General features: G+C 76.1%; 10 protein-coding genes and 1 pseudogene. 7 read left to right on the plus strand and 4 right to left on the minus strand.

Annotated elements, in window-relative coordinates; translation table 11 throughout:
* The first annotated feature begins 50 nt into the window (after positions 1 to 50).
* From ACFYM6_RS04805 to nadE, 4 genes are read left to right on the plus strand one after another with little or no spacing between them, the layout of a single operon-like run.
* Positions 51 to 374: a sigma factor-like helix-turn-helix DNA-binding protein gene (locus ACFYM6_RS04805; protein ID WP_387272300.1), complete on the plus strand. Its 324-nt coding sequence runs from the start codon at positions 51 to 53 to the stop codon at positions 372 to 374.
* A 12-nt stretch (positions 375 to 386) separates the two neighbouring features.
* Positions 387 to 1,079 (plus strand): DUF6596 domain-containing protein, encoded by a 693-nt coding sequence (locus ACFYM6_RS04810; RefSeq protein ID WP_387272800.1) that lies wholly within the window; start codon positions 387 to 389, stop codon positions 1,077 to 1,079.
* Between the two features lie 17 nt (positions 1,080 to 1,096).
* Positions 1,097 to 1,489, plus strand: a complete 393-nt coding sequence (locus ACFYM6_RS04815; protein WP_357435000.1) for a VOC family protein — start codon at positions 1,097 to 1,099, stop codon at positions 1,487 to 1,489.
* A gap of 47 nt (positions 1,490 to 1,536) precedes the next feature.
* Positions 1,537 to 2,415, plus strand: coding sequence for an ammonia-dependent NAD(+) synthetase (gene nadE / locus ACFYM6_RS04820; RefSeq protein ID WP_387272302.1), 879 nt, complete (start codon positions 1,537 to 1,539; stop codon positions 2,413 to 2,415).
* Here nadE and ACFYM6_RS04825 read toward each other — a convergent pair.
* Positions 2,396 to 2,980 (minus strand): FUSC family protein, encoded by a 585-nt coding sequence (locus ACFYM6_RS04825; RefSeq protein WP_387272304.1) that lies wholly within the window; start codon positions 2,978 to 2,980, stop codon positions 2,396 to 2,398. The two genes, nadE and ACFYM6_RS04825, sit on opposite strands and share 20 nt — an antisense overlap.
* A 491-nt stretch (positions 2,981 to 3,471) precedes the next feature.
* Positions 3,472 to 4,755 (minus strand): annotated as a pseudogene (aspS, locus tag ACFYM6_RS04830) (aspartate--tRNA(Asn) ligase); the annotation flags it as partial.
* Between the two features lie 404 nt (positions 4,756 to 5,159).
* On the opposite strand from aspS, the gene lipA reads away from it, so the two are divergent.
* Both lipA and ACFYM6_RS04840 read left to right on the plus strand, forming a co-directional pair.
* Positions 5,160 to 6,206, plus strand: a complete 1,047-nt coding sequence (lipA, locus tag ACFYM6_RS04835) for a lipoyl synthase (protein ID WP_357434995.1) — start codon at positions 5,160 to 5,162, stop codon at positions 6,204 to 6,206.
* Positions 6,207 to 6,313: 107 nt separating this feature from the next.
* The gene (locus ACFYM6_RS04840; protein WP_387272306.1) at positions 6,314 to 8,173 is read left to right on the plus strand and encodes a DUF423 domain-containing protein; all 1,860 of its coding nucleotides are present in this window, start codon (positions 6,314 to 6,316) and stop codon (positions 8,171 to 8,173) included.
* Between the two features lie 10 nt (positions 8,174 to 8,183).
* Here the strand turns inward: ACFYM6_RS04840 and ACFYM6_RS04845 are convergent, their stop codons facing one another.
* Positions 8,184 to 11,390, minus strand: coding sequence for an AAA family ATPase (locus ACFYM6_RS04845; protein ID WP_387272308.1), 3,207 nt, complete (start codon positions 11,388 to 11,390; stop codon positions 8,184 to 8,186).
* Positions 11,387 to 11,557, minus strand: a complete 171-nt coding sequence (locus ACFYM6_RS04850; protein ID WP_387272310.1) for a hypothetical protein — start codon at positions 11,555 to 11,557, stop codon at positions 11,387 to 11,389. The genes ACFYM6_RS04845 and ACFYM6_RS04850 overlap by 4 nt, the downstream gene beginning before the upstream one ends.
* Before the next feature lie 211 nt (positions 11,558 to 11,768).
* Between ACFYM6_RS04850 and ACFYM6_RS04855 the strand changes: the two genes are divergently transcribed.
* Complete coding sequence (locus ACFYM6_RS04855) at positions 11,769 to 12,458, plus strand: DUF4191 domain-containing protein (protein ID WP_073833683.1); 690 nt, start codon at positions 11,769 to 11,771, stop codon at positions 12,456 to 12,458.
* The last annotated feature ends 54 nt before the right edge of the window (positions 12,459 to 12,512 follow it).

A 12,512-nucleotide genomic window follows, 5' to 3' on the forward strand; every position in this document is an offset into this window, starting at 1 on the left:
AGGGTGAGCAGGCCGGCGACCACGCCGGCCACCGACCACCGGAGGCGATCATGCCCATGTACGTCGCGCTGACCTACACCGCCGACGTCGACTGGAGCCAGCCGGAGCAGGCCGCGGAGCTGGCGGAGTATCGCGAGTTCCGGCGGGCGCGCGGGCGGTGCTGCGGGGAGGCCAGGCGCTCTACCCGACCGCGACCGCCACGACTGTGCGGGTCGCAGGTGGCGCTGGCGCTGCGTACGCTCGGCGGGCTGACCACCGCCGAGGTGGCCCGCGGCCTGCTGGTCCCCGAGGCCACGATGGCCAAGCGGCTCACCCGGGCCAAGCAGAAGATCACCCAGGCCCGCATCCCCTACCGGGTGCCGGAGGCGGAGTAGCTGCCTGAGCGGCTGACCGGGGTCGCCGCCACCGTCTACCTGATCTTCAACGAGGGCTACGCCACGGGCACCGGCGGCGACCTGGTCCGCACCGGCCTGGCCGACGAGGCGCTGCGGCTGGCCCGGCTGCTGGCCGAGCTGATGCCGGACGGGCCGACCGTGCTCGGCCTGCTGGCCCTGCTGCTGCTCCAGGACTCCCGGCGGGCAGCCCGCAGCGACGCCGAGGGCCGGCCGCTGCTCCTGGCCGACCAGGACCGCTCGCGCTGGGACGCGGCCCGGATCGCCGAGGGGGTCGAGCTGGTCGGGCGGGCGCTGCGCCGCACCCCGCACCACCCCGACCGGTACGTCGTGCAGGCCGCCATCGCCGCCTGCCATGCGCTGGCCCCGTCGTACGACCGGACCCCCTGGGACGCGGTGGTCTCCTGGTACGACGTGCTGCTCACCGTGCACGACACGCCGGTGGTCCGGCTGAACCGGGCGGCGGCGGTCGCCGAGCGGGACGGGCCGGCGGCCGGGCTCGCCCTGGTCGAGGCGGTCGAGGGCCTGACCGGGTACCCGTGGTGGCACGCCACCCGGGCCGAGTTGCTGCGCCGCCTGGACCGCCCGGCCGAGGCGGCGGCCGCGTACGACCGGGCGCTGGCCCTGGACCTGAGCGTTCCGCAGGCCGACCACCTGCGCCAGCGCCGGGCCGAGTTGCCGGGCTGATCGCGTACTCTCGTCCGGTGCGGATCGATCTCGTCACCCTGGTCGTCGCCGACTACGACCCGGCGATCACGTTCTTCACCGAGGTGCTCGGCTTCGAGCTGGCCGAGGACAAGCCGTCGCTGACCAACGACGGCCGCCCGAAGCGCTGGGTGGTGGTCCGCCCGCCCGGCGGCGGGACCGGGCTGCTGCTGGCTCGCGCCGACGGCGAGCGGCAGGAGGCGGTGGTCGGCGACCAGACCGCCGGCCGGGTCGGCTTCTTCCTCCAGGTCGACGACTTCGACGCCACCTACCGCCGGATGCGCGAGGCGAACGTCGAGTTCGTCAAGCCGCCGCGCACCGAGCCGTACGGCCGGGTCGCCGTCTTCCGCGACCTGGAGGGCAACCCCTGGGACCTCCTCGGCCCCGCCTGAACTCGGCCCGCCTGCAACTCGGCCCCGCCTGAACCGGAAAGGACCCGATGACCGACCTGATCTCGACGCAGCGGCAGATCGCCGAGGAACTCCAGGTGGCGTCGACCTTCGACGCCGCCGTGGAGATCGAGCGCCGGGTCGTCTTCCTCGCCGACCGCCTGGTCGACACGGGGCTGACGACGCTGGTCCTCGGCATCAGCGGCGGGGTGGACTCGACCACCGCGGGCCGGCTCTGCCAGCTCGCCGTCGAGCGGGCCCGCGCCGTCGGCCACCCGGCGGTGTTCGTGGCGATGCGCCTGCCGTACGGGGTGCAGGCCGACGAGCACCATGCCCAGGCGGCCCTGGCGTTCATCCGGCCCGACCGGGTGCTCACGGTCGACGTCAAGCCGGCCAGCGACGCCGCCCTGGACGCGCTGGTGGCGGCCGGGCTGGACTTCATCGACGCCGCCCAGCGGGACTTCGTGCACGGCAACGTCAAGGCCCGGCAGCGCATGATCGCCCAGTACGCGGTCGCCGGGGCGATGGGTGGCCTGGTCGTCGGCACCGACCACGCGGCCGAGGCGGTCACCGGCTTCTTCACCAAGCACGGCGACGGGGCGGCGGACGTGGTGCCGCTGACCGGGCTGACCAAGCGGCGGGTCCGCGCGCTCGCCCAGGCGCTCGGCGCCCCGGCCGAACTGGTCGGCAAGGCGCCCACCGCCGACCTGGAGAGCCTGGACCCGGGCAAGCTGGACGAGGACGCGCTCGGCCTGACGTACGAGCAGATCGACGACTTCCTGGAGGGCCGGCCGGTCCCGCCGGAGGTGGCCGAGGCGCTGGTGGCCCGCTACCGGGCCACCGACCACAAGCGCCGCCTCCCGATCGCGCCCCCGCAGGCGCCGGTGGGCCGCGAGGCGGACGACCGGGTCACCGCCCAGCAGGGCTGATCCGCGCCCGAACCCACGGTTCGCAGAGCACGATCACGCCGCCGATGAGGGCGCCGATGACCGTCTCCACCCCCCGATCGAAGAGGAGCTGCCCGATCGGGCGGGCCGCCGCGAGCTGCCCCATCAACAGCGCCATCGGGGTGATGAACAGCAGCGCCAGGCCGTAGTTGCGCCCCACCAGCAGCTCGGTGACGATCTGCAGCCCCGCCACCACGAGCACGGTGGCGTACGGCGACAGGTGCGGCGCCAGCAGCAGCGCGCTGGTCAGCAGCCCGAGCAGCGTGCCGAGGATCCGGTGCGCGGCGCGGACCAGTTGGGCGGTGACACCCTGGACGCTCAGCGGAGCGACCGCCGCCACCATCGCCCAGTACGGGTGGCCGATCCCGACGGCGGTCGCCGTGCCGCCGGCCAGCACCACGGCGAGGGCGTAGCGCACCGGCTCCCAGGTCCACACGTGCGCCAGCCGGGGCGGCCGGCCCCGCTGCCGCCGCAGCAGGCTGCCCACGTTGCCGACCAGCAGCGCGAACAGGCTGCTCAACCCGGCCACGGCCGCGGCGACCGGCACGTCCGCGACCCGGTGCGGGGCCGAGGCCACCGCACCGAACGCGAAGACGAGGAACAGCGGCCCCGGCGGGTGCCAGTCCTGCGCGGCGGCGAGCACCGCACCCAGCGCCACGAGGGCCGCGGTGACCGCCACCGCGACCCACGCCCGCGACGCCAGCGACCCGACGAGCACCCCGAGGATGACCGACCCGGTGAGCACAGCCCCCGCGCTCGCCTGCATGGCCGCCCGGGACAGGTGCACGTGGTTCCGCCCGTAGAGCGAGGTGAACGCCCCGAAGACCGCGTACACCGACCAGGCGGGGCGGTCCAGGGCGAGCACCGCGAGCAGCGGGAGCAGCACGCTGATCCCGGCACGCAGCGCGACCCGGTGGGCGCCCCGGGCCGGACGGACGTGCAGCAGGCCCCGCAGCGTCGCCCGCGCCTGCTCGCCCATCCTGCTCCTTCGCCCGTCCGTCCTTCATACCGCGCCGCTCGGCCCGGGGCCGGAGCGGCCGGGGTGAGCCGGTGCAGGTCGCGGGGGAAGGCGGTCACCTCCCGGACGTTGGCCGCGCCGGTGAGCCGGGCCACGAAGCGTTCCAGGCCGATCGCGAAGCCGCCGTGCGGCGGCATGCCGTGCCGGAACGCGTCCACGTAGCCCGCGTACGGCTCGACCGGCTCGCCGCGCGCGGCGAGGGCGGCCAGGTAGTCCTCGTACCGGTGCAGCCGCTGCCCGCCGGTGACCAGCTCCAACCCCCGGAACAGCAGGTCGAAGCCGTTGGAGTAGGCCGGCCGGGCCGGGTCCGGATGGGTGTAGAAGGGCCGCTTCGCCATCGGGTACCCGGTGACGAAGAGGAAGTCCGAACCGTGCCCGCGCCGGGCCCACTCCCCCAGCGCCCGCTCGTGCGCGGGGGCGAGGTCCGGCTCGTCGGCCGGCGCCCCGGCGATCTTCAGCGCCTCGGTGAAGTGCACGGCGGGGATCTCGGCCGGCACCTCGGGCGCCGCCACCCCGAGCGTGGCCAGCGCGGCGCCGGCCCGGTCGGCGACCGCCCCCAGCATGCCGGCGAGGGTGTCCCGCAGCACGGCCATCACGTCCCGGTGGTCGGCGACGAAGCCCAGCTCGACGTCGAGCGAGGTGTACTGGGCCAGGTGCCGGACGGTGTCGTGCGGCTCGGCCCGGAACACCGGCCCCACCTCGTACACCCGCTCGAAGACGCCGACCATGAGCTGCTTGTAGAACTGCGGCGACTGGGCCAGGTAGGCGGGCCGGCCGAACCAGTCCAGCGCGAACACGTTCGCCCCGCTCTCGGTGGACGACGCCACCACCTTCGGGGTGTGGATCTCCACGAAGTCGCGGGCGTCCAGGGCGGCCCGGAAGCCGGCCACCGCCGCCGCCGAGATCCGCAGCGCCGCCGAGCGGGTCGGGTGGCGCAGCGCGGTCGGCGCGTGGTCCAGCTGGGTGGGCAGGGTGGCGGTGAGCGCCGGCCGGTACAGGTCGAACGGCGGCGGGACGGCGGGCGGGCCGAGCAGCCGTACCGTCGGCACGGTGAGCTCGACCCCGGCGGGCGCCGTGTCGTTCGCGACCACCGTGCCGACGACCTCGACGACGGTCTCCTCGGTGAGCTTCTCGACGACCGCGCGCACCGCCGGGTCGGCGACCACCACCTGGGCCAGGCCGGCGGCGTCGCGGACGATCAGGAAGGCCACCGACTTGAGCAGCCGGCGGCGGTGCACCCAGCCGGCGATCCGGACGGACTCGCCGACGTGGGCGGACAGTTGGGTGGAAAGGATGCGTTGCACGGCTACCTCCTCGATCAATCGCAACGCGATCCCCGGGAGGTGTGGGCGAGCGGGATCCTCGCGGTGCCACCACACCTTCGCCCCCGCCGGAGCGGGAGCCTCGTTCGTCGCCCGTGACGGGGGCCAGCCGGCGGGCTCTACTGGGCGCGGTGAGCAGGGTCACCCGCTCCACCGGAGGCGTGGAGAGGGGGCCCTGCCGGGCACAAGCGCCGTTCTTCCCGCAGCTCGGGAGGGTCTTCACGCGCCGGCGCCAGACCGCCTTCCAGCAACCGGCGGCTCTCTGCGCTGGCGGGTCGGCGCGCTACTCGGCTCCGTCGCAGCTTTGCCGGCACGTTAGCACCCCGTACCGGCCGCTGTGACGACCTTTTTTCACCGTCGGTGTCCGGTGTCACAACATCTGCGGCGTGACGCCGGTCGCCCGACGTTCATCGACGGCCACCGTCCGGCGTAGGCTCGGATTCGTGACGATCGAGCACTCCACGCCGACGACCCCGCAGGCCGGCCGCACCGCGACCGCGGCACCCGAGGGGCGGCGGCTGCTGCGGATCGAGGCGCGCAACGCCGAGACGCCGATCGAGCGCAAGCCGCCGTGGATCAAGGTCAAGGCCAAGATGGGGCCGGAGTACACCCAGCTGCGCGGGCTGGTCTCGCGCGAGGGGCTGCACACCGTCTGCCAGGAGGCTGGCTGCCCCAACATCTACGAGTGCTGGGAGGACCGGGAAGCCACCTTCCTCATCGGTGGCGACCAGTGCACCCGGCGCTGCGACTTCTGCCAGATCGACACCGGCAAGCCGGCCGAGTTCGACGCCGACGAGCCGCGCCGGGTCGCCGAGTCGGTGGCCGCGATGGGCCTGCGCTACGCGACCATCACCGGCGTCGCCCGCGACGACCTGCCCGACGGCGGCGCCTGGCTCTACGCCGAGACGGTCCGGCAGATCCACGCCCTCCAGTCCGGGTGCGGCGTCGAGCTGCTGATCCCCGATTTCAACGCGGTCCCGGAGCAGCTCGCCGAGGTCTTCGGGTCGCGGCCCGAGGTGCTGGCGCACAACGTGGAGACCGTGCCGCGGATCTTCAAGCGGATCCGGCCGGCGTTCCGCTACGAGCGCTCCCTCGACGTGATCCGCCAGGCCCGGGCCGCCGGCCTGGTCACCAAGAGCAACCTGATCCTCGGCATGGGCGAGGAGCGGGCCGAGGTGTCCCAGGCGCTGCGCGACCTGCACGAGGCCGGCTGCGAGCTGATCACCATCACGCAATACCTGCGCCCCTCCCCCCGGCACCACCCGGTCACCCGCTGGGTCAAGCCGGAGGAGTTCGTCGAGCTGCGCGAGGAGGCCGAGGAGATCGGCTTCGCCGGCGTGATGAGCGGCCCGCTGGTCCGCTCGTCGTACCGGGCCGGGCGCCTCTACCAGCAGGCGCTTGCCGCCCGCGAGGGCGTCCCCGCCGCCGGCTGAGGCCCGGCCGCCGGCGCAGACCGCGCCACCCGCCGGCTGCGTCCGGGCGGGGGGCGCCGGCCGCGTCACCCGCCGCCGGCCACCGCCCGGATGCCATGATCGCAGGCATGACCGCCGGGGTACGCCAGGAGCCACGCGAGGGCGCCCGCCCGCGCCCGCCCCTGCGGCCCCGGCTGCCGGTGCTGCTCGCGCTGCTCGTCGGGCTGGCCGGGGTCGGGTACCGGCTGGCGCTGCTGCTCGCCGACGCCCCGCCCACCAACAGCGACGAGGCGACGATGGGCCTGGCCGCCCTGCACATCGCCGGCGGGCAGGACTTCCCGGTCTGGTTCTACGGGCAGGCGTACATGGGGACGCTGGAGGCGTACCTGGCCGCGCCGCTGGTCGCCCTCGCCGGACCGTCGGTGCTCGCGCTGCGGCTGCCCACCCTCGCGCTCTACGCACTCTTCCTCGCCCTGTCCTGGCGGCTCACCCGCCGGCTCGGCGGAGATGCCTGGTTCGCCCTGCTGGTCGTCGGCTTCCTCGCGCTCGGCTCGGACCGCGTCGTCAAGAACCAGCTCATCGCCGGGGGCGGCTACCCCGAGCTGAACCCGGCCGGGGTCGCGCTCGCCCTGTTCACCGTGGGGTTGTGCGCCGGCGGCTCGGCCCGACCCGCCAGCGGGTCGGGGCGGTGCGCCGGCGCGTCGGGGCGGCCGACGTCCAGCCGCGCCGCGCCCCCGGGCCCGGACGAGCGCGCCGTCGATGCCGATCCCACCCGCCTGCGGGCCGGGGCGCGACTGCTCCGGTGGGCGGCCTGGGGGCTGGTGTCCGGGCTGATGCTCTGGGTCGACCCGCTGCTGCTGCCGTACATCCTCGGGACCGGCGCGGTGCTGGTGGCCCGCCGTGGGCGGGAGCTGGTCGGCCGGGCCGGGCTGGTGGTGGCCGGCACGCTGCTGCTGGGCGCGGCGCCGATGCTGCTGGACAGCCTCCGGCACGGCCGCAACCCGCTGGCCGCGGTCCTGGCCGCCGGCGGCGGGGACGCGGCGGCGGGCTGGGGCGAGCGGCTGTACGGCGGCCCAGTGCTCGGGCCGCCGCTCGGCATGGGCTTCTGCTCGCCGAGCCACTGCGCTGGCTGGCAGCTCTGGTGGGCCGTCGCGTTCCCGGTGCTGCTGCTCCTCGGGGCGGTGGCCGCCTGGCGCGCCCTCCGCACGCCGGTGGGGCCTGCCGGCGGTACGGGGTCCGACGACGATTCGGGCGGCGCGGACGAGCGGCGGGTCTCGGCGGCGGTGCGGCTGGCGCTGCTCGCCGGAGCGGCGGCCGTGCTGGCGGCGTACACGGTGAGCAGCGCGGCCGGGCAGACACCGGTGGAGAGCGCCCGCTACCTCTCCTGCCTGACGGTCGCCACGCCCGCCCTGCTCTGGTCGCTGTGGCCGCTCCCTTTTCCACGCCAGGTCGGCGATCTGGCGGTGTCCGGGTCGGTCGGACAGCACCGCCTCGCCGATGTGGAGTCCGCCAGCGCCGAGCCGGCCGGCGGACTCGGGCCGGCGGAGGGCGGCCGGCGCGCCCGGGTGGCGGCCCTGGCGGCGGTCGCCGTGCTGGCCGCCATGCTCGGTACTGCGGGGGTCGCCACCGCCGCGGCGATGGCCCGGGTCCCGGCCATCCACGCCGAGGCCGAGCGGCACCGCGCGCTCGTCGACACCCTCGGCGGGCTGGGCGTACGGCACGTGCGCGGCGGCTACTGGACCTGCAACCGGCTCACCTTCGCCAGCGGGGAGGACGTGGTCTGCGCGGTGGTCGACGACGAACTGCGCCCGGGCTTCGACCGGCTGCCGAGCTACCGGCGGGCGGTGACGGCCGATCCGCGCGCGGCCTGGGTCGCGCCGGCCGGCTCCCCGCTGGCCGCCCGGCTCGACCAGCGGCTCGGCCCCGGCCCGGGCGCCCTCGTCGTGGTCACCGTCGCGGACTGGCGGATCTACCTCCCCCGCCCCTGACCCGGGCGGGTCAGCGCGGGGTGGGGTCGAGCAGGCCGAGGCGGTGGGCCAGCGCGGCCGCCTCCACCCGATTGCTCACGTCCAGCTTGGCGATGATCCGGGACACGTGGACGCTGGCCGTCTTCGGCGAGATGAAGAGCCGCTCGGCGATCCGGCTGTTGCTGTGTCCCTCGGCGACCAGCCGCAGCACCTCCTGCTCGCGGCTGGTGAGCAGGTCCGGCCCGGGACGGCCACCAGTGCGCAGCCCGACCCGGCGGGCCAGGACGGCGGCCTGCTCGCCCAGCGGGGTGGCGCCGAGCCCGGCGGCGATGTCGCCGGCCTCGCGTACCGCGGCGGCGACGCTGTCCCGTTCGCCGGCGGAGGCGGCCGCCTCGGCCAGCCCGAGCAACGCCCGGCCCAGCGGATACGGCTGCCCGACCGCCCGCCACTGCGCCACCGCCGCCCGCCAGGCCGCCAGCGCCACGCCGCCACCGCCGACGGCAGGAGCGCCAACACCAGCCAGGATCGCGGTGACCTGGGCGGCGTGTGCCCGTTCCGCCGGATAGCGGACGGGCAGGGCGGCGGCCACGGTGGCCACCTCACCGGCCAGCTCGGCGTCGCCGGCCAGCGCGGCGGTCCGCGCCGCGGCGCTGAGCACCGGCCACCCCTCGCGGGGCAGGTCGACCAGGCGCTCGTCGGCCAGGGCGGCGCGGCTCGCCTCGAGCGCCGCCGTCTTGTCGTCGGCCGCGAGGGCGGCCTCGATCCGCAACTCGCGCAGCGGCAGCCGGTGGTTCGGCCAGAGGTACGGCCGGGCCAGGAAGGCCAGCGCCCGCCCGACCAGCTCGTCGGCCGCGGGGTGCGCCCGGGCCAGCCGCAGCCCGGCGCGGAGCTGCAGCCAGTGCAGCCCGGAGACGCCCGGCGGGTCGATCCGGGCCGCCTCGGCGCAGGCCGCGTCGGCCTCGTCCCAGCGCCCCAGGGCGATCAGCGCCTCGGCCCGGTTCGACAGCAGGTACGCCCCCGTGGAGCGGCTGATCCCGACCCGGCGCGCCTCGCTCACCCCGGCCGCGGCCGCCTCCGCCGACTCCTCGTAGCTGCCCAGCTCGTAGAGCACGTCGGAGAGGTAGACCAGGGCACTGACCAGCGCCGGCGCGTTGTTGGTGGCCCGGGCCCGGGCCTCCGCCCGACGCAGCTCGGCCAGCCCCAGGTCGGGGGCCTTGTCGGTCCGGCAGAGCATGGCGATCCGGGTGGGCAGCAGCGCCACGTCCTCGCCGATCGCCTCGGCCGCGGCCATCGCCTCGGCGGCCACCGACGCGGCCTGCTCGGGATCGATCTTCACCAGGTGCGCCGCGATGTCGGCGAGCACGCCCACCCGCTCCCGCCCGTCCGGCACCCCGGCCGCCAGCCGGTACGCCGCACCCAGCTCGGCCGCACCGTCGCTCTTGCCGAGCAGCGCCAGCAGCCGGCCGCGCTGGTCGAGCAGGCGGGCCGCACGCAGCGGCTCGGCCTCGGTGTCCACCTCGGCCAGCGCGGCCCGGGTGAGGGTCAACCCGCGGCTGTAGTCGCCGGCCGTGGTGGCCGCGCCCAGCGTCTCCTCCAGCACCCGCAGGTGGTCCATGCCGAGCCGCTCGGCGGCGTCGGGCACCAGCTCCCACAGTTCGAGGACCCGTTCCAGCAGCCGGCTCTGCTCGGCGTACGCGTACCGGTCGGCGGCGGCGCAGGCGGCGACGCGGGCGGCGATCAGGGCGCGCGGGTGGTCGTGTGCCGCGTACCAGTGGTGGGCGATCTCGGCCGGGGCGCGACCGGCGGCCACCAGGTGCGGCTGCGCCTCGATCGCGGCGGCGTACCGGGCGTGCAGCCGGGCGTGCTCGCCGGGGAGCAGTTCGTCGTGCACAGCCTCCCGGACCAGGGCGTGCCGGAACTCGTAGTCGCCGTCCGGGTCGGCCACCACGAGCTGGGCGGCCACGGCGGCGCGCAGCGCGTCCTCCAGCTCGGGCTCGGGCAGGCCGGCGACCTCGGCGAGCAGCTCGTGGGCGAAGCGGGTGCCGCCGGCGGCGGCGATCCGCAGCACCCGCTGGGCCGGCTCGGGCAGCCGGTCCACCCGGGCCAGCAGCAGGTCGCGCAGGGTCTCCGGCAGCACCGCGCAGCCGACGGGGTCGCCGGCGGCGGCCAACTCCTCGATGAAGAACGGGTTGCCCTGGGTACGGCGGTGCACGTCGTCGACGGCCCGCGGGGGCGGCTCGGTGCCGAGCAGGTCGGCGAGGATGGTGGCGGTGCCGTCCCGGTCGAGCCGGCTCAGCTCGACCCGGTCCACCCCGCGCGCCCGGTCCAGCTCGGCGAGGAACGGCCGCAGCGGGTGGCCGCGGTGCAGCTCGTCGGTGCGGAAGGTGCAGACCAGCAGCAGGCGGGCGGCCCGGGCGGCCCGCACCAGGAAGCCGATCAGGTCGCGGGTGGACCGGTCGGCCCAGTGCAGGTCCTCGATGACCAGCACCAGCGGCCGTTCCTCGGCGATCCGCCGGAACAGGTCGGCGACCAGGTCGAACAGGTAGCCGCGCGGGGTGTCCGAGACGGGCAGGCCGGTGGGCGCGGCGACGCCGGCCGGCACCCGGGCCAGCTCGGGCAGCAGCCGGGCGAACTCCGCCTCGTACCCGGCGAAGGCGGCCGGGCCGTCGCGGCGCAGCACCTCGCGCAGCGCGGCGGCGAACGGCGCGAAGGGCAGACCGGCCTCGCCCAGCTCCAGGCACTGGCCGACCAGCACCCGCGCCCCGGCGGCGCAGGCCTGGGTGCCGAACTCCTCCAGCAGGCGGGTCTTGCCGACGCCCGCCTCGCCGCCGACCAGGACGGTGGCGGGCTCCCCGGCCCGGGCCCGGCCGAACGCGTCGCGCAGCCCGGCCAGCTCCGGCTGGCGGCCGACGAGGACGGTGCTGGCGGCGCGTGTGGTCACGGCATCGAGCATGCCACGACGGGCGCCGGCACCGTCCCGGCCGGCCGGTCGGTCTGCCCGGCCGCCGACCGCCGGTCCGGCCGCCCCCGTGGCGGCCGGACCGGTGCCGTCCGGCGGTCCCCCGTCCCCGATGGCGGCCGGACCGGTGCCGCCCGGCGGTCCCCCGTCCCGGGTGGCGGCCGGCCCGGGTGCGGTCGGCACCGGGCCGGCCGGGGACGCCGCCGGACCGGGCATCGCGGTCGCGTCCCGGCCGGCCGGGGCGGTCGCCGCGACGGCCGGCGCGGCGAGGGTGGTCACCGGCGGCCGTCGACGGTACGGGCGGCCTGGTGCCGGCGGCCGAGCCAGCTGCGCGGGTGGCGGCGGGGCAGCGATCGGGCGAGCCGGTCGCGGGCCGCGTCGGCCTGGAGCTCGGCGGCGTGGCTGCGGTGGATGGTGAGCAGAAGCTCTGCGTCGTTGCCGAACATCTCGGTTTCCCCTGTCGTGCGGTGTCGTTTCGCGGTCGACACTGACTTTCCGCGCGAAGGTGCCCCCGGGGCATGAGTCCCCTGCCTGATCTTCGGCGTCGCCCCCTCCTTACCGGGACGGCTCAGGGGGCGGACGGCGGCGTAAGGTACTCAGCCGCGGAGGGCCGGCCGGGAATCAACGGGTGGCGGGGCGCCCACTAGACTCTCAGGCATGGCAAAGCCCCAGGAGAAGGTCTCGTTCGGCCAGCGGCTGAAGCAGATCGGGATGGTGTTCCGGTTCACCGCCAAGCAGGACCGGTGGTTCGCGCCGCTGGTCGCCGCGGCGGTGCTGATCCCGCTCGCGCTCACCGTGGTCGCGGTCATTCTCTATGGCTGGCTCTGGCTGCCGATCGGCATCCTGCTCGCCCTGCTCGCCGTGCTGATCGTGCTCAACCTGCGATCCAACACGGCGATGATGAGCGCCGCCGAAGGGCAGCCCGGCGCGGCGGCGCAGATCATGGAGAGCATGCGGGGCGACTGGCGGGTCACCCCGGCCGTCAGCTCCACCACCCAGATGGACATGGTCCACCTGGTGCTCGGCCGCCCCGGCGTGATCCTGCTGGCCGAGGGCAACCCGCAGCGCGTCCGCGGCCTGCTGGGCCAGGAGAAGCGCCGGCTGGCCAAGGTGATCGGCACCGCCCCCCTGCACGACTACGTGATCGGCCAGGGCGAGGACGAGCTGCCGATCCGCAAGCTGCGCACCACCCTGATGCGGCTGCCCCGCTCCCTCTCCCCCAAGGACGTCAACGCCCTCGACAAGCGGCTCAAGGCGCTCACCGCCCGCCCGCAGATGCCCAAGGGCGCGATCCCCAAGAACATGCGGCCGCCGCGCGGCGCGTTCCGCCAGACCCGGGGTCGCTGACCCCCGCCGTACGCGTGAAGGAGCCGGACCCGCACGGGGCCGGCTCCTTCGTCG

This window comes from Micromonospora sp. NPDC006431 (assembly GCF_042870725.1).
Lineage (GTDB): Bacteria > Actinomycetota > Actinomycetes > Mycobacteriales > Micromonosporaceae > Micromonospora.